Origin of the sequence: Flavobacterium okayamense, from assembly GCF_019702945.1 — a bacterium.
In the GTDB taxonomy this organism is placed as follows: Bacteria; Bacteroidota; Bacteroidia; order Flavobacteriales; family Flavobacteriaceae; genus Flavobacterium; species Flavobacterium okayamense.
Genome location: NZ_AP024749.1, coordinates 476540 through 497096, shown reverse-complemented (window position 1 = coordinate 497096; position 20557 = coordinate 476540). Strand labels below are relative to the sequence as shown.

At 30.4% G+C, this 20557-nt stretch carries 16 protein-coding genes; 10 read left to right on the top strand and 6 right to left on the bottom strand.

What is annotated here, in order from left to right:
* Positions 1 to 89 precede the first annotated feature (89 nt).
* The gene (locus KK2020170_RS02305) at positions 90 to 710 is read left to right on the top strand and encodes a 2OG-Fe(II) oxygenase (protein ID WP_221259196.1); all 621 of its coding nucleotides are present in this window, start codon (positions 90 to 92) and stop codon (positions 708 to 710) included.
* On the opposite strand, the gene KK2020170_RS02300 is transcribed toward KK2020170_RS02305, so the two are convergent.
* The 4 genes from KK2020170_RS02300 to KK2020170_RS02285 all read right to left on the bottom strand — a co-directional run bounded on the left by KK2020170_RS02300 (position 707) and on the right by KK2020170_RS02285 (position 8618).
* Entirely contained in the window at positions 707 to 895 is a 189-nt protein-coding gene (locus tag KK2020170_RS02300; RefSeq protein WP_255567333.1) for a hypothetical protein, read from the bottom strand. The two genes, KK2020170_RS02305 and KK2020170_RS02300, sit on opposite strands and share 4 nt — an antisense overlap.
* Entirely contained in the window at positions 892 to 1647 is a 756-nt protein-coding gene (locus KK2020170_RS02295; RefSeq protein WP_221259195.1) for an enoyl-CoA hydratase/isomerase family protein, read from the bottom strand. Before KK2020170_RS02295 ends, KK2020170_RS02300 begins: the two co-directional genes overlap by 4 nt.
* Positions 1647 to 5168: a T9SS type B sorting domain-containing protein gene (locus KK2020170_RS02290; protein WP_221259194.1), complete on the bottom strand. Its 3522-nt coding sequence runs from the start codon at positions 5166 to 5168 to the stop codon at positions 1647 to 1649. The genes KK2020170_RS02295 and KK2020170_RS02290 overlap by 1 nt, the downstream gene beginning before the upstream one ends.
* A 69-nt stretch (positions 5169 to 5237) precedes the next feature.
* The gene (locus KK2020170_RS02285) at positions 5238 to 8618 is read right to left on the bottom strand and encodes a hypothetical protein (RefSeq protein ID WP_221259193.1); all 3381 of its coding nucleotides are present in this window, start codon (positions 8616 to 8618) and stop codon (positions 5238 to 5240) included.
* Positions 8619 to 8833: 215 nt separating this feature from the next.
* Here KK2020170_RS02285 and KK2020170_RS02280 point away from each other — a divergent pair, with 215 nt between their 5' ends.
* The 8 genes from KK2020170_RS02280 to KK2020170_RS02245 all read left to right on the top strand — a co-directional run bounded on the left by KK2020170_RS02280 (position 8834) and on the right by KK2020170_RS02245 (position 17566).
* Positions 8834 to 9508 (top strand): response regulator, encoded by a 675-nt coding sequence (locus tag KK2020170_RS02280; protein ID WP_221259192.1) that lies wholly within the window; start codon positions 8834 to 8836, stop codon positions 9506 to 9508.
* A gap of 149 nt (positions 9509 to 9657) precedes the next feature.
* Positions 9658 to 9852 carry a hypothetical protein gene (locus KK2020170_RS02275; RefSeq protein ID WP_221259191.1) on the top strand — a complete coding sequence of 65 codons (195 nt, stop codon included), beginning with the start codon at positions 9658 to 9660 and terminating at the stop codon, positions 9850 to 9852.
* A gap of 88 nt (positions 9853 to 9940) precedes the next feature.
* On the top strand, positions 9941 to 10579 hold the full coding sequence (locus KK2020170_RS02270) for a CPBP family glutamic-type intramembrane protease (protein WP_221259190.1): 639 nt from the start codon (positions 9941 to 9943) through the stop codon (positions 10577 to 10579).
* A gap of 9 nt (positions 10580 to 10588) precedes the next feature.
* Positions 10589 to 11698: a hypothetical protein gene (locus KK2020170_RS02265; RefSeq protein ID WP_221259189.1), complete on the top strand. Its 1110-nt coding sequence runs from the start codon at positions 10589 to 10591 to the stop codon at positions 11696 to 11698.
* Complete coding sequence (locus tag KK2020170_RS02260) at positions 11691 to 12497, top strand: tetratricopeptide repeat protein (protein ID WP_221259188.1); 807 nt, start codon at positions 11691 to 11693, stop codon at positions 12495 to 12497. The genes KK2020170_RS02265 and KK2020170_RS02260 overlap by 8 nt, the downstream gene beginning before the upstream one ends.
* Entirely contained in the window at positions 12491 to 14686 is a 2196-nt protein-coding gene (locus KK2020170_RS02255) for a peptidase domain-containing ABC transporter (protein WP_221259187.1), read from the top strand. Before KK2020170_RS02260 ends, KK2020170_RS02255 begins: the two co-directional genes overlap by 7 nt.
* The gene (locus tag KK2020170_RS02250) at positions 14686 to 15969 is read left to right on the top strand and encodes an HlyD family secretion protein (protein WP_221259186.1); all 1284 of its coding nucleotides are present in this window, start codon (positions 14686 to 14688) and stop codon (positions 15967 to 15969) included. The genes KK2020170_RS02255 and KK2020170_RS02250 overlap by 1 nt, the downstream gene beginning before the upstream one ends.
* Before the next feature lie 307 nt (positions 15970 to 16276).
* Entirely contained in the window at positions 16277 to 17566 is a 1290-nt protein-coding gene (locus KK2020170_RS02245; protein ID WP_221259185.1) for an amidohydrolase family protein, read from the top strand.
* 74 nt (positions 17567 to 17640) lie between these two features.
* Here the strand turns inward: KK2020170_RS02245 and KK2020170_RS02240 are convergent, their stop codons facing one another.
* Both KK2020170_RS02240 and KK2020170_RS02235 read right to left on the bottom strand, forming a co-directional pair.
* On the bottom strand, positions 17641 to 18894 hold the full coding sequence (locus KK2020170_RS02240) for an aspartate kinase (RefSeq protein ID WP_221259184.1): 1254 nt from the start codon (positions 18892 to 18894) through the stop codon (positions 17641 to 17643).
* A gap of 32 nt (positions 18895 to 18926) precedes the next feature.
* Positions 18927 to 19403 (bottom strand): GNAT family N-acetyltransferase, encoded by a 477-nt coding sequence (locus tag KK2020170_RS02235; RefSeq protein ID WP_221259183.1) that lies wholly within the window; start codon positions 19401 to 19403, stop codon positions 18927 to 18929.
* A 115-nt stretch (positions 19404 to 19518) separates the two neighbouring features.
* On the opposite strand from KK2020170_RS02235, the gene fbp reads away from it, so the two are divergent.
* The gene (gene fbp / locus KK2020170_RS02230) at positions 19519 to 20526 is read left to right on the top strand and encodes a class 1 fructose-bisphosphatase (protein ID WP_221259976.1); all 1008 of its coding nucleotides are present in this window, start codon (positions 19519 to 19521) and stop codon (positions 20524 to 20526) included.
* Positions 20527 to 20557: the final 31 nt, after the last annotated feature.

Genomic DNA, 20557 nt, shown 5'->3' with positions numbered 1-20557 from the left:
AAAATATTTTGCAAAGTTAATAAATTAATGCACTTGTTTTTTGTATTCAATTTCAATGTATATTTGCGCACTTTTATCGCTTAATTTTTATGAGTGAATTTGAATTGAATCCAATGTATGAAAAGGTTATTATTGACCTTTTAGAGCAACAATTTTCTATTGTTGATGATTTCTTTAATTTTAAAGAGATTGAAGATTTAAGAGCACTTTTGTTAGAGAAATATAATGAAGATGAATTTAGAAAAGCAGCAATTGGTAATCAATTCTCAGAACAAATTATCAAATCTATAAGAGGAGATTTTATTTCTTGGATAGACGAAAACAATTTATTACCTGAAGAAAAAGTTTTTTTCAATAAAATTGATGATTTTACTAATTACATGAACCGAACTTGTTTTCTTGGAATTCAAGAAAAGGAGTTTCATTATGCAGTTTATCCTAAGGGAACTTTTTATAAAAAACACTTAGATACATTTCAGAACGATGATTCTAGAAAATTATCAATTGTTTGTTATTTAAATGATGAGGATTGGAAACCTGAATACGGAGGTGAGTTAGTTATATTTAAGCCTCTAGAAGAAATTAAAGTATACCCATTAAAAGGGAGAGTAGTGATCTTTGAAAGTCAGGTTTTAGAACACGAAGTTAGTCAGGTTGAGCAAATGCGATTAAGTATTACAGGCTGGTTAAAAACCCGAAAGTTGAATTAGTTCTCGGGTTTGTTTTTTTCTTTTTTCTTAAAATAAAAATAGGTAGAATACGCAATGATGATTAAGACAATGAAAGGTAAATAAGTTCCAATAACTACACCTATTTCATACCCTTGATCAGGAGCATTTTTAATCTTCTCTTCTATGTTTACTTTTTGAAGTAAACTTATTAAAGTTGGAATCATGATTTTTTGAATTCATTTAAAGCGTTTCTAGTAAATTCTGATAAAACAAGTCGACCAGATATTGCAGCTCTTTCATAAAGTAGATGATCCCAATCTTCGGTTCCTTCCCAAATTACTTTTTTCATTTCATATAAAGCTTCTGGATTAAAACTAGCTAATTGCTTTGAAAAAGAACTAAGGTTATTATCCATTTCTTCCGTTGTATGAAATAATTTAGAAATAAGTCCTTTATCAAATGCCCACTGAGAAGATTTCCATTCCGTTGCTGCTAATGTCATTTCTGCCATTGCAGCTTTTCCAATTTTTTTACTTACTGCAGGTTCAATAACAAATGGTCCTATTCCTATAGCTAACTCAGATAATTTTACAGCTACTTTTTCAGTTGCGAAAGTATAATCACAAGCAGCCATAATTCCAACACCGCCACCAACAGCTTTACCATGTATACGACCAACAATTAATTTATTAGATTTTCGCATGGCATTTATAACGTTAGCAAACCCCGAGAAAAATCTATTACCTTCTTCTAAATTAGTAACTTGTAGAAGTTCGTCGAATGAAGCGCCTGCACAAAAAGCGCCTTCACCTTCACTTTTAAGTATGATTAATACAACTGATTTATTTTTATTTAAATCATATAATGTATCAGTTAACAATTGAAGTTGTGAACTTGGGAAAGAATTACTAGCTGGGTTATAAAAACTGACCGTAGCAATGTTTTCTTTTATTTCTACAGAGATTTTTCCTTCCATTAACGCTTTAATGTAAAATGTGACTTAAATTCTTTTTGTTCGTTATTTACAGTATATTTCATCGTAAACCAGTAGTCAGAAGAGGGTAATAACTCACCATTATAGGTGCCATTCCATCCTAATCCGTAAGGACTAATTTGTTTAATAAATTTACCATATCTATCAAATATGTGAATTTGAGCATTATATTCTTCAGGTAAGTTTGAAATATTCCAAGTATCATTATACCCGTCACCATTAGGTGTAAAGAAATTAGGATATGTTATTGCTATTAGATTGCTAACAGCTAAAATACCACATCCTTGAATATCACGAACATAAATAGTATGATTTCCATTAGGAATATTATTAAAAATTGGGCTTGATTGCCAGTTAACTAAATCTAAACTATATTCATAAATTCCATATCCACCAGATGCTAAACCTACAATTGTACTTAATCCCGGAGAAAAAGGTTCAGTAGTAACGGAAGCTTCAAATGTTGCAGGTTCTGAAGAGAATGTAGCGGTAATATCATCAGTATTTTGACAACCTGTTGTAAGATTAGTAACCAAAACACTATAGGTTCCTGGTTCAGTAACGTTATATTGAGCGTTTGTTTCTCCAGTTAAATCCAGACCCGGTATATTTGAAAACCATTCATAAGAAAAAGTTCCAGCATTTGAAGGAGTTGCATCTATTATTTGCGAGCCAGTTCCCACTACTGGATCCAAACATAGTGTAAAGTTTACACCTAAATCTATTTCTGGGATAGGGTTTACAACTAAAACTAATTCTTGAATTCCTTTACAACCAGGGTCGTTATTTAATTGACTATCCACTCTTGCCCAGATAGAATTTCCACCTGCAATAATATTTCTATAGTTATTGATGTTTAGAATTGGATTAATTACTAATTCTGCATCGTCATAATTTTCATAATATGAAACTTCTAAAAATGGTTGTTGTGATAATGGGAAAGCATTAATAATGTCATTTGTGTAGAAATCATCAATATCAAAGTAATCAAAACCATCATTATCAACATCGTTTACATCTCTATAAATATCACATACCGGATATTCTTGAGGAATAAATGAAGAAGGGAATTGAGTTGTTGAAACAACTAGATTAATTTGAGCAACTCGATGGCACCCAAATTGATTTTCAACTCTAACCCATATTGAACTTCCATTAGCAGCAGAAAATTGATCAGGGTTTAAAATTTGTAATGAACTATTATTAGTGTTTGCTCCATTGAAAGATGTAAAATATGTAAAAGTTACATTAGTGTCACTAGTAATTAAATCATTTGCTTCGGTTAAAACAAAATCGGCAATAGTGTCGGTGTCATTATCACATTGTTTTAGCGATATTGTTGTTATTGTTAAACTTGGTTTTGGATTTACAATTAATGAAAAATTACCGACTAGATAACAACCAAAATTATTTTCAATACGAAAATAGATTATTTTCCCAGTACTAGCTGTTATTGAAGTAATGTTATTAGTGTTTTCATTTTCAGCATCTGAAATGTCTTCATAGTATTTTACAGATACGTTAGTTTGTAATCCAAAAACCTCAGCGTTTTTTAAGTTTAAGTTAAAAACAGACATTCCATCAGTGTCCGAACCAGAGTTTGTGTCATCGCAAAGTAAAAAATCAGAAACAGACTCGAGTTGAGGCGATGGGTTTATTGCTACTGTTATTGTTGCTGAAACAGCATCACAAACACCTTGGGCAGGAATTGTATAAGTGTATAACCCTGACAGATCTACAGAAGGATCAATTATACCGTCAGGACGAGGATTTCCATTAAATGTCCAATTACCACCTGTTGTGATATTTGTTCCTAAAACATTTGTTAAATCTTCCGATGTATCAGTCACACAGTAAGATTTTGAAGATGAAGCACCAACATTTGGCCCTGGCTGAATAGAATTGATAACAATGTCAATTGGAATTGTTCTTACTATACCATCACAGGTTTTAGAAAATGTATATGTATAAGTTCCAATTGGATCTGTTGAAGGATCAAAAAGACCATTATTTGGATTTCTTGGAGCTCCATTGTATTCCCAATTTCCTCCTGGTTCAGGGTTGCCAGGTATTTTGTCGAATAAATCAATTATAGATCCTGTACATACGTCTATCGTTGTGTCGCTAGGCGTACTTCCAAATCCAGAAAAATAACCTCCAATCCCAGCATTACCACTTGCCGAAAATACACCTACTGCTAAAGCACCTGTAGATTCAATACTTACATTACCTGTTAAGTTAGTAACTCTGTAGGTTTCCCAATTCGGATTTCCAGTAACAATAAGAGGTGTTGAAGTTGTCGGTGTGCCATTTATACTAACTGTAGATCCAGCTTCTGTTGCAATGATTAAGTTACCATTAAAATCGGTTTGAGTTCCAATTTCATTGATAGAAGGAATTAAATCAACACTATTTTGCCAAAAACAACTCAATGGTGGAATAAAATAAAATCCGGAAGTTGCATCAGATAAACTACCTCCAACAATTTGATACAAAAATGATTTTTTTGAAGTGTAGATATACATGTTTTTATTTGTTCCAGGTCCTATAAAAGAAGAAGTTGGAATTAAAAAATATTGACCAGCATTAATTGTTATAATTGGAGTAGCACTACCATTTATGTATATTTCAGTGTTGTCTTCATGAGCTATAACAAGAGGGTGTTCGGTTATATCACTTCCATTTCCTTTCATTATTACATATTCTTGACCCACTTGTTCTAATGGGACAATTTGGTCTAGATTAAAATCTTGCCCCATACCAGCATTATTCATCCCTCCTGCTAAATTACCAGTGTTTACTACTATAGGTTTGTCCGATTCTAAAAGTGCACCAACAAATCCATTTAAATTGGCTACATTAGATTCGGAATAACCTGAAACAACAACACTTTCGCCTTCATTTAAAGTAAAAGTTTGATTAGCACTACTAAAAGTACTATTTCCGTTAATAAAGATTATTGTTGAGTCGTATTGAGATAAATTTACAGTTGTATTATCTTCAGTAGCCATAAAACTAGAAACAAAATTTCTAATAGTACCGAAATCATTTTGAGGTAAACTTCCCAAACGGAAAACTTTTCCTACACCAGTTCTCCCTTTTGAAGCTAAAAATTCTGCATGGTTATCTGCACGGACTCTAAAGTTTACATAAAAATCATATTGAGCTTCAAGAATTAATCCTTTTCCAGAAATAACATGCCCAACATCTTCTCTGTCAACCATCATGGTAGAGGGTTGTGCACTACCAATTGTAACTCTAATAGGATTTCCTTGAGAAATAGTATAAGTTCCTAAATTAAATGGATTTCCTGAACCATCCTTAATTGTAACTTGAAAAGGAGTTGGTTCTGGAGTTGATAGATAAATATAATGTTGCTTAATTAAACTTGAATCAAAAGTCTCATTAGCATGTAAAGGCGGAATCCAGTGTTTGTTACTCAATTGAGCATTAACACATAAACTGAAAACTAATAAAAAAAATATAATATTTAACTTTTTCACGTGTAGGGTTGTTTTTGTTAAAATTTCACAAATTTACAAACTTTATAAGGAATAGACTTGAATAAAAAGTTAAAAAAAGGCTCTTAATTGAATATTACCCGTATGAATCGTTTGTGAGGTTTCTGATTTTCTTCCTTGATAATTAATATTTATGTCTAAATACTGTGTAATATTTTTCTGTAATAAAAATTGCCAAACACTATTTTTTCCAGCTTGTAAACCTTGTAACATTTGGAAAGCTACTGGTGAAAGTTGGTTGCCTGTAAAATCATTATTATAATAAGAATATTCTCCTGTTAGTGTAAATCCTTTTTCACTATTAAAGTTAAAAGCTGTTCCTAATCGGCTTTGATTGAGTTCTTCTTGGTTGTTTATTTGATTCAATTGATTTTTGAATTCGTAGAAAATATCCCAACTCGCATTTTTAGAAAAAATATAGGATAATTTTGGTTGGATAGCGTAGTTGTCAATGTCAAAATTTCTAGTGGCATAATTTTCAACATCACTTTTTGAATTTCCAATAGATGAAGTTAATTGTGTTAACCAAGATTTCGCAATGAGATGCTGGTAATTTACTTGATGTGAAAATTGTTTGGTTTCTTGACTTCCAATATTCAAAAGATTTTTTAATTGATTGTTCAAGTATGTATAGGTTACAGAGTGCTTCTGCTTACCGCGATTGTAAAACAAACTGTTTCTAAAACTATTATTTAATCCAATCATTTCATCAGAATTTGAAAAAGGATTGAAATCAAAATTATTACCATCACGAATAATTTTTCGTTCCACTAAAAACGAAAATTGATTGTAAAAATGCGATAGAAACTTCTTGAAACCACTATCGTTTTGCCAAACCAATCCATTAAAGTTTAATGATTGTGAAAATCTATTTTGATGTGTTCGAATAAAAATCTGGTTAGGTAAAAACACACGAACATATTTTGCTTGATCAGGAAACGGTGCAATTTCAAATTCTTGTAATTCTTGAATGCCGTTGTTGTTGTAATCAATCCAAGTGTAAACACCTTGTCCAGGTTCAACTTCAAGATACGTAAACTCTTGTTGAGGAATCGTTCCCGATGACGTTTCGTAAGTTGATGTGCTTTGTAACAAATTGTTGAAGAAATTATTGCTATACAAAACTCTCGAATTCAATGAAGGTTCATTTTGTCGTGTTTCATCAGTATATTTTAAATTTCGGTATTTTACAAAAAGACTTAAATTACTTTTCTCAGTTTTGATTAGTTGAGATTTTAAATAATATGAATCAGAACGATTTACACGACTTAAATTTCCATCCTGAACACTATCATTAACTCGGTTTAAGTAGCCTAATTCTACAAAAACTTTGGTCGAATCGCCACGGCCAACAAACGCTCCGTATTCGGTAAATTTCTGACTTAAATTACTCAATTCATTTGTTGAAGCTAAGGTTTCTTGATTGTTTTCTAAACTCAAACTTGCACCCACCCAATTTTTTCCAAAATGATGCTTTCCAATGGTTTGATTTCGAATAAATTTTGAATCGGCATAATCACTCGCACTTGATAAAGCACTAAAATTGGTTGAAAGTGTAGTTTTATTGAATCGTAAATTAGATTCAACTAAATGTCTTGTTCCAGAAAAGTTTTCTGAAAAGTCTAGTTTTTCCAATTGATATTTAGCAAAACCGTTCTTTTTAAAATTGAAATTGGTTCCGGTAATTAACAAACTTTGATTGCCTAAAGGATTGTTCAAGTTCCAATCACGATTAAATTCGATGTTGAACAAACGCTCAATGCTTCTAAAATCTTTCTGAATTAAATTGAAATTGGCAAAACCATCCAACAAAAAGCTTCCAGAATACAATCGTTGATTGGCATTCACTTTTGCGGCAATTCCTTGATTGTCATTATCGTCAATTCCAGAATAGAGATTTCTGTCGTTATTAGAAACCGCAATTTCAAAATCAATATTAGTTTTTTCGGTAGGAGTGTAGGCTCCTAAAACGGTTGCAATTTGAATTTTTGTTGGCGCAACCAATGGAATAGTTGGTTCGTAATCGCCTAAGCCAGCACCAGCATATTCGTATATTTTTCCAATCGCATTATTACTCGCTAAAGCATAACTTCCTTGATTAGTTCCCACAAAACTAAAGCGAACATTGTACAACACTTCGTTTTCATCGGTTGAGAACTCAAAAACTTCTTCCGTTCCAACAAGTATTTTTCTGTATAAAATTTTATTTTCAGAATACGAATCTTCATAAGCAGATGGCGCAGTCATCAAACTAATATCATCACCAGCATTCTGAAGAATACTAACTTGTTCTTGCGATAAATTTTGTTGCAATGGTTGGTTTTTTACATCATTTTCCGAATAAATATAAGTACCAATGGTGAATTTTTCACCTTCACGTTTTGCGCCACCGTAAGTTACAAATCGCGTAAAATTTCTATCAGAATATTGGTATTCAATATTAATTCGCATTTCAGAAGTAATTGGGAAAAGCGATGTAAATGTAATTTCGCCAGCGTTGTAATCGATTGTGTAATCGTTGTTTTCACCTCGTTTTAGTAAAATTCCGTTTACGTAAACTCGTTCCGAACCCGAAATAACCAAAACATACAATTCGTTATTGTTGCCTTTTAGTTTGTACGGACCTTGATTCCCTTCTTGACCGGTAAAAGTACTTCGCGCATATTGTCCGCGAACTAAAGCCGCTGAAGCTTGAATTTCAGTTTTTGAAGTAGTGTTTCCAAAATTAAATCGGGTTGATAAACCTTGTACTTTTTTGTTGAAATTTAAAAATTGTGATTGTCGATTCTCTAAAAATAAATCTCCTGCACGAATGCTCCAATTATCAGAAAATAGTTCGATGAAAATTTGGTCAAATTCATCTAATTTTTGAGAATAGCCGCCATCTTGCAACGGAATGTTGCTATCTTGAATGGAAGCGCGTAAACTAACTTTATCGGAAATTTTTCCTGTGATTTGTAAATCTAAATTGGAATTCACCACCGTATTTTGGTTATTTCCAACCGTAATGCCTCGTGAAATACTTCCCGAAGTATTTAATCCATCAAAAGGTTGAAATTTATTTTTTTGTTCGTTACCCGTTACAAAAAGCTGACCGCTTTCGTTAGGAACTACTTTGCTATCATCGTAAATAGCATATTCTTTTGTTAAGAATTTTGGATAGGTTAGATAATTTACGGTAACCGAATCTTGTACATTCGATTTAAAAAGCAAAAAGCCTTTTTCAAAGTTGACTTCGTAAGCGGCGGAATCTATTTTGTTGCCCAGTTTGTCTAAAACTTCAAAATGTTTGGGGTTTAAGCTTTCTTTAGCAAGCGAAATGGTATCGTTTGAAACCGCAATTTTTTTCGATTGGTAATTTTTTTCCACTTCTTGAGCATGTACACTCGAAATGAAAAACAACAACAACCAAAAGAAACCTATTTGCTTCATAAATACTATAACTCTCGATTTGTAAAAGTAGTATTTGTAATAGATAAATAAATGTTTAATAATAAATTTTCAAAAAGTAATTGTTACATATTTTAAACAAATAAGCTGTATAATATTGATTTGTAACAAAATAAAAAATAAGTTTAAAAAAATAACATTTTATGCAATAAAAAAACTTTAAAGCGTTATATATTTGAACGCTGTAAAAAAATAAAATGTCTACAAAACTTAGAATATTAATTGTGGATGATCATCCATTTATAATAGATGCATACATTAATTTGATAAGCTGTTCATTAGAAAATTATGAACTTGAATTTTTAAGAAGTTCAAATACTAAGGAAGCGTATAATCTGATAAAAGTTAACTACAACGAAAATAACAAAATTGATTTTGCTATTTTCGATATTAGTATGCCCGAATATATAGAGATGAGTATTTATGATGGTCTTGATTTGGCTTTAGATTTCAAGAAAAAATTTACCGATGCTAAAATTTTTATGATATCTATGCATGCTGAAGGTTGTATAGTTAATAAATTATTTAAAGAATTAAAACCTGATGCAATTATAAATAAATCGGATATCGACTTTGAATCTTTTTCAGAAATCTTTTCAAAAGTTTTTAATGGAGAGTTTTTTATTTCTGAAACCATGTTAGATGCTTTGAATCAATTTAATCAAACAAAATTTAGATTTGACGATTTAGATGCTGAAATTATAAGACTTCTTGAAAGAGGAATAAAAACAAAAGATTTACCAGGATTCACAGGAATTTCATTAAGTGCAATTGAAAAAAGAAAGAAAGAGATTAAATTTCATCTATTAGAAGGAGAAAATGGAAATGATAAAGATTTAATTGATAAAGCGAGATTGTTAAAATTAGTTTAAAATTTATAAACCGCATCAATTAGAGGTAAAAACCGTAATTTTTTTTTTTTTTGATACGTTATGTTTGCAGTGCATTCTTAAAATTATTTGGCGCGCAAAATAGCTTAAGGGTGTTGTAAAATTTATAATCAATATTAAAATTTAAAAAAATGAGTAAATTAAGTTTAGATGCTCTTAAAGAAAGAGCAGAAGCAACAACTTCAAATGAGCTATTAGCAACTATTTCTGGTGGTACTGAGAATTCTTGTCATGATAGCCTACCTGATACTGCTGATTATACTGGTAATCCAATTGCGGATATTTTTGTAGGTGTTTATAATTTATGGCAGATTATAACAAACTAAACAATTATTAGCGAGACAAATGTCTCGCTAATTTACCTAGTGAAAGTAAACATATAAATTTATCAAGTAAAATTACAATAAGATAAAAATGAAAAAAGTATCAGTTTTTTTATTTACAATAGTTTTAGTTACAATAGCAATACTTTTAATAAAGTATTACAAGTTATTTTTTTTAAATGAAATTGATGATTTTTTCAATATAAATACAAAAAGAGTTGTTGTTTCAAAAGGATTTAATGATACTATTGTTCATAAATTAATATTGATTCTAATTGTCCCTTTTTTTGAAGAATTATTATATAGACTGGGATTAAAATATTCAATAAGAAATGCTACTTTTTATTGTATTGGAATAATATTTACATTTTTACTTTTTTTTCCTAACATGAATTTTCAAAACCCCATTATAGCACCATTGATTATTTTGTCTTTTGTTTTTCTTTATATTATCATATATCAAATTGTAAAAAAGCATCATAATATAGTTGAAAACTTTTATGCTAATAACCCAAAGGCTATTTTATACTTATCAATAATCTTATTTGGGTATTCTCATTTTGTTTTTCATGCTGATTATAATAATTTAATAAATATTTTATTAAGTCCAGTTGTGTTATTACCTTATTTTTTAGCGGGTTTTATTTTTAGTAAACTTAGATTAAAATTCGGCTTTTACTATGGTTTAATAGCTCATATGTTTTGGAATTTTTTAGTAACTATTTTATAAAAATAACTTATGAGTATTATTAATACTATTCAATTGCTATTTTATAAAGAAAACCCCGAATTATTAGAAAAAATAGATTTCGAAAACGAAGCTGTCTTTCAAGAGCCTTTGCTTTTTGCATATTTTAATAACAAAACAAGCAGTTTGTTTTCAACAGCAATGTTAACTGAAATTATCCAAGGATATTTTGTAGAAAAAGAACCTTTATTATTAAACGAATCATATAACAAAGAAGGTATTGCTTATTTGCCTAATTTAGGGTATTTTGATGAGCAAGGTAATAAAGTTGATGATGTTTTTTTAATTAAAAATTCTTCTATTGAGCTATTAATTCATCCTATAATTCATCTAAAACATATTTTCAAAGACTTTAATGAAAACGCTATTGATACATCTAAGATAGAAATTTCTAAAGATTTATGCAAAAGACATGAAAATGCTTTGTCAAATGCTTTTCTATATATAAAATCAAGTAACAAAGAACATTTTGATTTGATAGAACAATGTTGTAAAAAAATTGTTTTATTTAAAACAGACCCTAAAAACACTAATTCGTTTGCTACTATTAATGCTCATGGAATTGCATTTTTTAACGTATATCAAGACGATTATGACGAGGTGTTTTTTGTAGATGATATCGCCCATCAAACAGGTCATGTTATTATGACTACTATTTTATTTGAACGAAAAAAATATTTTATTATTGATGAAAATCAAAATATAGGAAGTTTAACAAAAAACAAATCAGAATATAGAAGTTTTTATATTCTCTTTCACGCATTATACACTTACTACACTACCATTTTGTGTTTAGGTGCTTGTTTAGAAAACAACTGTTTTAACAAAAGACAAACACATGAAGCAAAAGCGAGAATAGGCTTTTACTTATTAAAATATAAATCTGATTTATTAAATTTTGAAAAAGTAATTCAACATTATAAATCTATTGGAAATATTCTTACAAATGATGGAATTTCATTATTTAAAATGATTGCAAATAAATATGTAGATACAAATAAAAAATACGATAAGATTGTTTCTAAATTTAATTATAATAACCAGCCTTATAATTTTACATTTAGAGATTTTATAAAGAAAAACCCAATACCTAATGACTAGATTATTAATTATTCTAATTTCATTTTGTTTTTTTCAATGCCAAAGTCAACCCCAAAAGGATGAAACACCCGAAGAAAAAAAAGTGAGACAGGAAGCCATTATTAAACAGCATATTCATGATTGTGCAGATAAAATAAACTATAGAATCATGATGAATGAATATCAAAATTGTTTAGATGCTGGTTTAAAAAAAGACAGTACTATTGCTTATTTGTGGCAACAAAAAGCAATGCCTTATTATAAGGCAAGAAAATATAGTGTAGGGAAACCTTTTTTAGATAAAGCGGTTCAATATGACGAAAAGCGATGGTTATCTTACCGAGGATTTATGAAATGTATTTTTTCTAGAGATTATATTGGAGCTATTGAAGATTTTGAAAAATGCATAGAAAAATATGGCAATAGTTATGAAATGGATCATACCTATGCTTTTTATATAGGTTTGTCATATTTACAATTAAACGATTTTGAAAAAGCCGAAGCTATTTTTAAAAGCGATATTGAAGACCAAGAGAAAAGAATGAAAGAAGCTCATTTTTTAGATTTATTTTATTACGGTTTAGCTAAATTCGAGCAACAAAAATGGGAAGAAGCTATTGTAGAGTTTGATAAATCACTAAAGCAATACCCACAATTTTCAGAGGTAGAGTATTACAAAGCTATCTGTTTAGCTCATTTGGGTAAAAGAGAAGAAAGCAAAGTTCTTTTTGAAAAAGCAAAAAATGACGCTGAAACTGGTTACACCATAAACGAAGATAATGCTATTTATGAAACGTATCCTTATAAGGTAAGATGGTAAAAAAAGATAAATTCCCTTTTTACCGTCAATTAGATTATCGCGATTGCGGACCTACTTGTTTGAGAATGGTTGCCAAGTTTCACGGTAAAACTTTTTCAAGAGAGTTCTTGCGCGATAAAGCAGGTATCACTCGTATGGGTGTTACTATGGCAGGTATTGCAGATGCTGCCGAAGCTATAGAAATGCGCACGCTGGGTATGCGTATTTCATTAGAAAGTTTAGTTAATGAAGCGCCTACTCCATTCATTGTTCCTTGGAGACAAAAACACTTTGTAGTGGTTTACAAAACTACTTCAACTAAAATTTTTGTGGCCGATCCGGCTCAAGGATTATTAGAGTATAGTCATCAAGATTTTTTAGAAGCTTGGACTACAACTCAAGACCAAACAGGTTTTGTGCTTTTATTAGAGCCTAATGCTTCTTTTTTTAAATTAGATGAAGATAACTCAAAACCTAAAAACTTTAGTTTCCTTTGGCCGTATCTTAAACCTTATAAAAAGTTAATTTATCAATTATTAATAGGTTTATTAGTAGGGACTTGTATACAATTTATCATGCCATTTTTAATGGAATCTGTTGTAGATATTGGAGTTAGTAACCAAGACATTCCCTTTATTTATCTGGTTTTAATAGCGCAATTAGTGTTGTTTATTTCACAAACTTTGGTTTCTATTTTTAGGGAATGGTTACTATTACATGTAACAGGAAGATTCAATATAAAAATGATTTCCGATTTTTTGTTTAAAATGCTTAAACTACCCGTTAACTTTTTTGATACACGAAATACAGGAGAACATCTACAACGTATTCAAGATCATGCAAGGGTGCAAAATTTTGTATCTTCTTCTTCGTTTAACATGCTGTATTCATTGGTTTTGTTTGTAATTTTTAGCGGTGTATTACTTTATTACAATGTTAAAATATTTTTCACATTTTTAATTGGAGCTATTATATATGTAAGTTATACGTTTTTCTTTCTTAAAAAACGAGCAGAATTAGATTTTAAACGTTTTGATGAACAATCGGCAAGCCAAACTTCTTTGTTGCAAATAATTAATGGTGTTAGAGAAATAAAGGTAAACAACTCACAACGAAAAAATCGTTGGAAATGGGAGCAGGTTCAAATTAGTTTGTTTAAAACATCTATGAGTAGTTTAAAGTTAGCGCAGTATCAAAGTATAGGTTCTAATTTTATAAATGAATTAAAAAACATTCTTATTACTTTTTTATCGGCTTCGGCTGTTGTAAATGGAGATATTACTTTAGGTATGATGCTTTCCATACAATATATAGTAGGACAACTAAATTTACCGCTAAGTAATTTTATAGGTTTTATTCAGCTTTGGCAAGATGCAAAAATTAGTTTAGAGCGTTTGTGGCAAGTACACTCAAAAGAAGATGAAGATGCTATTGAAATGCAAAAAGCCAAAGAATTACCTGAAAATAAGTCTATTCAAATACAAAATTTAAGTTTTCAATATGGAAGCAAATCGTCTCAAATGGTTTTGAAAAACTTAAATTTTGAAATTCCCGTAGGGAAAACAACTGCAATTGTAGGTGCAAGTGGAAGTGGGAAAACAACATTAATAAAATTACTTTTAAAATTTTACGAGCCTACTGAAGGTTCTATTTTAATCGATAAAACAAATTTAAACGCTATCAATAATGATTATTGGCGAATGAGTTGTGGAGCTGTTTTACAGGAAACCTTTATTTTTAACGATACCATAGCAGGAAATATTTCCGAGTCGGAACAAAATGAAATCATAGATAGAGAAAAATTAAAAAACGCTGTATATATAGCTAATATTGAAGATTTTGTAGAACGATTACCTAATAAGCTAAATACCGAATTAGGTACATCAGGAATACGGTTAAGTGGTGGGCAAGAACAGCGCTTAATGATTGCCCGTGCTGTTTATAAAAATCCAGAATACGTTTTTTTTGATGAAGCAACAAGTTCATTAGATGCTAATAATGAAAAAGTAATTATGGAAAAACTAAATTCATTTATAAAAGGGAAGACAGCAGTTATAGTTGCACATCGTTTAAGCACAGTTAAAAATGCAGATAATATAATTGTTTTGGAAAATGGTGAGTTAGCAGAGCAAGGAAGCCATATTGAATTAACTGCAAAAAAAGGCAAATATTACGAATTAGTTAAAAATCAATTAGAATTAGGTAATTAATGGAACTACAAGACGATTTAAAAATATATAGTGAGGAAGTAAGAGATGTGTTGAACGATCCTCCCAAATCAATTTTTAAATGGGGTAACACAATATTGTTAGGTTTTGTTTTGCTAATTTTTGTTTTAGCTTATTATATTAAGTACCCAGACATTATAAGAGGTCAACTTTTAATTACAACTCAAACCCCTCCTGAAAAATTAATTGCTAGAACAAGTGGAAAAATTGACAAAATATTAATTCAGGATAAATCAGAAGTCAAAACAAATACTCCACTTGCAATAATTGAGAATTCTGCCGATTATACAGCGGTTTTCCAATTAAAATCGGTTTTAGATACTATTTCGATAAGTAAAAGTGTTTTTCCTTTCGAGATTTTTTATAATACTAACTTAGGAGATTTAGAAGCTCCATTTGCGCTTTTTCAAAAAGAATATATCGCAAGTGATTTGAATAAACAATTAAAACCCTTTCAAGTCGAATCATCGGCGCAAACATTTGAAAGCAGACAATTAAATGAACGATTAAATTTATTGATCAATCAAAAAGAAATTAACCAAGCAGAATTAAAACTTCAAAAAAAGGATATTGATCGATATGAGCAATTATATAAGAAAGGAATAATTTCTGCTCAAGAAATAGAAAAGCAACGCTTACAATACTTACAAGCTGAAAAAGCATATCAATCTCTTTTAAGTTCAATTTCACAGTTAAAATCATCGTTAAACGACTTAAATAGAAACAGTCAGGTAACAAAGATTAACGAAAACAAAGAGAATGTTAACTTAGAACGAAGTGTTTTACAGTCTTTTTATCAGCTAAAAAAAGCTTTAAAAGATTGGGAATTACAATATGCTTTTATTGGATCAATAAATGGGAAAGTAAGTTACTTACAAGTTTGGAGTGAAAATCAATTTATACAATCTGGTGAAACTATGTTTTCAATAGTTCCAATTGATTCCAATAGTTTTATAGGGAAACTAAAAGCCCCAGCACAAAATTCTGGAAAAATTAAAGTTGGACAAAAAGTAAATATTAGATTAGCTAATTATCCCGATAGAGAATTTGGAATATTAGAAGGAAGAGTGAGGAATATATCGCTCACACCTGATAAAGATGGAAATTTATTAATTGATATTGAACTACCTAAAGGACTTCAAACGTCGTATAAAAAAGATATCGAGTTTCAACAAGAAATGATAGGAACTGCTGATATCATAACTGAAGATTTACGATTAATAGAACGATTACTCTATCAATTTAGGGATGTTTTTAAGAGATAGGTTTAACTTGTTAGTTTCCACTTCTTGAGCGTGTACACTCGAAATGAAAAACAACAACAACCAAAATAAACCTATTTGCTTCATAAATACTATAACTCTCGATTTGTAAAAGTAGTATTTGTAATGAATAAATAAATGTTTAATAATAAATTTTCCAAAAGTAATTGTTAAATATTTTCAAAAAATAAACCACAAAATGTTGATTTGCAATAAAAAAACTTTCGAACGTTATAAATTTGGGCTAACGTTCATTATAAACAATCAAAAATATTAAGAATATCAAATAGCTTAAATTTAATCAACTCCAATGCAAAAAATCATTTTACTTCTCATTTTAACTTTAACTCAATTATTATTCAGTCAACAAAAATATGATGTGGTTTTCAAAAATGTAAACATTGTTTCTATGGAAAACGAGCAGGTTTTGTACAATCAAAACATTGCCATTATAGCGGGTAAAATAATAGTAATTGAAAATGCAAAAAAATCAAAACTAAAAGGAGAAAAAGAATACGATTTAAAAGGGCAGTTTATTATGCCTTCACTTGCCGATGCGCACGTGCATTTACCAGAAAAGGAAGAAGAGTTACAGCGTTTTTTCGAATTAAATTTAATAAACGGTGTAACCAAATTGCGATCAATGCGAGGCGATTGGAAACACAAAGATTGGAGAAATAAATACAATACAACTGAAAGCTTTTACCCAAAATTATATCTTTCACCACCACCTATTAGTAGAAGCTACGATTTAACACAAGAGCAAATTGAGGGCTTTGTGAAGGCAACAAAAGACCGCGGTTTCGATTTTATTAAAATACTAAGTATAAAAAATCAGGAGATTTTTAAACAATTAGATGAAACTTGTAAAAAATATAATGTTTCATTAGGTGGACATTTTCCACGATTAGCTTCAGGAAACACCATAGAGGAATCTACATTTTTTAATTCTAATTATACCTCAATTGAACATTTAGGAGGTTTAGTGGGCGAACCTAATTTATTTGAATCGAGAATTGCAGAAATTAAAAAGCAAAAGATTTTTATTTGCCCAACTTTAAGTTGGTACAGCATTGGTTCTGGGCAATACTCTTATGAAGAATTGCAAAAATTACCAGGAATGGAATATGTTTCAAATGAAAGTATGAAAGAATGGCTTGAAAAAACTAAACAGTATAGAGATAAAATTGGTGAACAAGCTTATAAAGATGAGGTTGCTAAAGAATTAAAAGATTTGGAAGAAAAATATCAAGTTATTGCTCGTTTACAAAAAGAAAGGGTTAAAATGATTTTAAGTCCCGATGCTTCTTCAAAATACATGAGTGCTGGATTTAATATGTTAACCGAAATGGAATTGTTAAAAAACGCTAATCTTTCCAATTTTGAAATTTTACAAATGGCGACAACTAATTTTGCCGAATTTTTCAATGAAAATTATGGTAAATTAAGTGAAGGTAAAGATGCCGATTTTATAATTATAGAAAACAATCCTTTAGAGGATTTGAAGACTTTAAAAAATATAAAAGGTGTATATTATAACCAAAAATATTTAGATGATAAAAAACTTGATTTAATTAAGAGCGCTTTAAAAGTAAACTAGATTTTATAATGGAGTAATTTTAGTTTCAATCAATCAAAGAATAAAACAAAACCCTGCTTTTGCAGGGTTTTGTTTTATTCTTTCGTAATAATCTGCAAGGTTTCTCTCGAGATTTGTTTTAGTAAAACCGTTTTGTTGGTTTCTACAATAGCGGTCGATTTTTCATCAAAATGACGAATGGTGTACAATGATACATTTTCGTTATACGAAACCTTAAATTTCTTTGCTAAAATTTTACGCAATTCCTCAAAATTATTGAACTTATCTTCAATACAAACCGAGAAACTAATCGCCGAGTTTTGTATTAAATTTACTTTCACTTTGTATTGGTGGAACAAAGCAAAAACTTCGCTTATGTGTTCTTCCATGATAAAAGAGAAATCTAACGACGAAAGTGAAATTAACAATTGATTTTTCTTAACAATAAAACATGGAACATGCGGTTCTAAATCGGCTCCTTTTGAAACGGAAGTTCCTGCTAAAAGCGGATTTATAAATGATTTTACATACAACGGAATTTCTTTTCGTTGTAAAGGTTGTAAGGTTTTCGGGTGAATTACACTGGCACCGTAAAAGGCTAACTCAATCGCTTCGCGATAGGAAATTTGGTTCAATAAAATCGCATTTTCAAAATAACGCGGATCGGCATTTAAAACACCTGGAACGTCTTTCCAAATCGTTACACTTTCGGCACTTAAACAATAGGCAAAAATTGCCGCCGTATAATCGGAACCTTCACGACCAAGAGTAGTTGTAAAGTTGTTTTCGTCACTACCTATGAAACCTTGGGTAATGTTTAATATGTTTTTCTTAACGCCTTTTTTAATCAACGTTTGGGTTTGTTCCCAATCTACATTCGCATCGCGATAATTCGTATCGGTTTTAATGAAATTGCGAACATCAATCCAGTTGTTTTTAATGCCAACTTCTTTTAAATAGAAACTAACAATAGTCGTAGAAACTAATTCTCCAAAACTAATAACTTGGTCGTAAACAAAGTTATAGTTTGGCGATTTATTGCTTCTTATGAAATATTCTAAATCGTCTAAAAGACTGGTTACTTCGTAAAAAACTTCGTGCTCTTCATTATCGAATAAATCCATTAAAATTTGGTTGTGGTACTTTCGAACTTCTTGCAATGATGCGTTTAATTCATTCGATTTATCAAAGTAATTTCGGATTACAACTTCTAAAGCATTGGTTGTTTTTCCCATTGCAGAAATTACTAATAAAGTGTTGTCAAATCCAACTTGCTCTAAAACATGGGCTAAGTTTTTAACGCCATCGGCATCTTTTACTGATGCACCACCAAATTTAAAAATTCTCATTATCTATCCGTATTAAGACAAAGTATAAAGTTTTATGTATTCTGATTTAAAAAAGTATTGATTCCGTTTTCATCCATTTGAACGACACGCCAATCGTCTAACAATTTAGCGCCACTCTTTTCATAAAATTTAATAGCGTTTATATTCCAGTCAAGTACATTCCATTCTATTCTTCGTACGCCATCTATTTTACCTTGTTCGATTATTTTTTTGTACAAAGCAAAACCAGCACCAGTACCACGTTTGTTTTCGCGAACAATTAAATCTTCTAAATGAATGGTTTTTCCTTTCCAAGTAGAGTAGCGGTAATAATACAACGCTATTCCAATTACCTCTCCATTTTCTTCTGCAATAAATGTATAATACAAAGGATTTTCAGAAAAACCATCGCGCAATAAATCAGCTTCAGTAACAACTACAGCATCAGGTTCTTTCTCAAAAACTGCTAATTCGGTAATTAAGCTTAAAATACTCGATACGTCTTCTTTTGTTCCTTTTCGTATAACCATTTTTCAAAATTTTGTACAAATGTACTACGAAGAAGAACATCTTCTGCTAAATATTTAATCGAATAACAAAAAAATCCGATATTTGCACAAACATAACAACTACAACGATTTCGTAATGGAAGAAAGAAATACCACCTTAGGTGAGTTTATTATTGAGAATCAAAACTCTTTTCAATATTCAACAGGAGAATTATCACGAATTATTAACTCTATTCGTTTAGCGGCGAAAGTGGTAAACTACAAAGTGAACAAGGCAGGTTTAGTGGATATTGTTGGTGCTGCTGGCGAACAAAATATTCAAGGTGAAGACCAACAAAAGCTGGATGTTTTTGCTAACGAAACCTTTATTCAAACTTTGATTAATAGAGAAATTGTTTGTGGAATTGGTTCTGAAGAAAATGATGATTTTATTACTGTTGCTGGTGCAGATAACAGTCACAACAATAAATATGTAGTGTTGATGGATCCTTTGGACGGATCTTCAAATATTGATGTAAATGTTTCGGTAGGAACTATTTTCTCGGTTTTTAGAAGAGTAACACCATTAGGAACGCCAGTTCAATTAGAAGATTTTTTACAACCAGGTGTGAATCAAGTTGCGGCTGGATATGTTATTTACGGAACGTCAACCATGTTAGTTTATACAACAGGTTTTGGTGTTAATGGATTTACCTTAAATCCTGCAATTGGAACATTTTATTTGTCGCATCCAAACATGAGATATTCTGAAGATGGAAAAATATATTCAATTAATGAAGGGAATTATATTCATTTTCCACAAGGTGTGAAAAACTATTTGAAATATTGCCAAATGGAAGAAGGTGATCGTCCGTATACATCACGTTACATAGGTAGTTTGGTTTCCGATTTCCATAGAAATATGATAAAAGGCGGAATTTATATTTACCCAACAAGTTCAAAAGCACCAAAAGGGAAATTACGTTTGTTATATGAATGTAATCCTATGGCTTTCTTGGCAGAACAAGCCGGCGGAAAAGCCTCTGATGGATTTAAAAGAATTATGGAAATCCAACCAACAGAATTACATCAAAGAGTTCCATTCTTTTGCGGAAGTAAAAACATGGTCGAAAAAGCAGAAGAATTTATGAAAAACGCTGAGTAAAATTGTTACACTGAGCGCAGTCGAAGTGTCT

Excerpts from the sequence above, each read along its gene's own strand:
- KK2020170_RS02305 (WP_221259196.1), top strand. The coding sequence starts at position 90 with ATGAGTGAATTTGAATTGAATCCAATGTATGAAAAGGTTATTATTGAC.
- KK2020170_RS02300 (WP_255567333.1), bottom strand. The coding sequence starts at position 895 with ATGATTCCAACTTTAATAAGTTTACTTCAAAAAGTAAACATAGAAGAG.
- KK2020170_RS02295 (WP_221259195.1), bottom strand. The coding sequence starts at position 1,647 with ATGGAAGGAAAAATCTCTGTAGAAATAAAAGAAAACATTGCTACGGTC.
- KK2020170_RS02285 (WP_221259193.1), bottom strand. The coding sequence starts at position 8,618 with ATGAAGCAAATAGGTTTCTTTTGGTTGTTGTTGTTTTTCATTTCGAGT.
- KK2020170_RS02280 (WP_221259192.1), top strand. The coding sequence starts at position 8,834 with ATGTCTACAAAACTTAGAATATTAATTGTGGATGATCATCCATTTATA.
- KK2020170_RS02275 (WP_221259191.1), top strand. The coding sequence starts at position 9,658 with ATGAGTAAATTAAGTTTAGATGCTCTTAAAGAAAGAGCAGAAGCAACA.
- KK2020170_RS02270 (WP_221259190.1), top strand. The coding sequence starts at position 9,941 with ATGAAAAAAGTATCAGTTTTTTTATTTACAATAGTTTTAGTTACAATA.
- KK2020170_RS02265 (WP_221259189.1), top strand. The coding sequence starts at position 10,589 with ATGAGTATTATTAATACTATTCAATTGCTATTTTATAAAGAAAACCCC.
- KK2020170_RS02260 (WP_221259188.1), top strand. The coding sequence starts at position 11,691 with ATGACTAGATTATTAATTATTCTAATTTCATTTTGTTTTTTTCAATGC.
- KK2020170_RS02255 (WP_221259187.1), top strand. The coding sequence starts at position 12,491 with ATGGTAAAAAAAGATAAATTCCCTTTTTACCGTCAATTAGATTATCGC.
- KK2020170_RS02250 (WP_221259186.1), top strand. The coding sequence starts at position 14,686 with ATGGAACTACAAGACGATTTAAAAATATATAGTGAGGAAGTAAGAGAT.
- KK2020170_RS02245 (WP_221259185.1), top strand. The coding sequence starts at position 16,277 with ATGCAAAAAATCATTTTACTTCTCATTTTAACTTTAACTCAATTATTA.
- KK2020170_RS02240 (WP_221259184.1), bottom strand. The coding sequence starts at position 18,894 with ATGAGAATTTTTAAATTTGGTGGTGCATCAGTAAAAGATGCCGATGGC.
- KK2020170_RS02235 (WP_221259183.1), bottom strand. The coding sequence starts at position 19,403 with ATGGTTATACGAAAAGGAACAAAAGAAGACGTATCGAGTATTTTAAGC.
- fbp (WP_221259976.1), top strand. The coding sequence starts at position 19,519 with ATGGAAGAAAGAAATACCACCTTAGGTGAGTTTATTATTGAGAATCAA.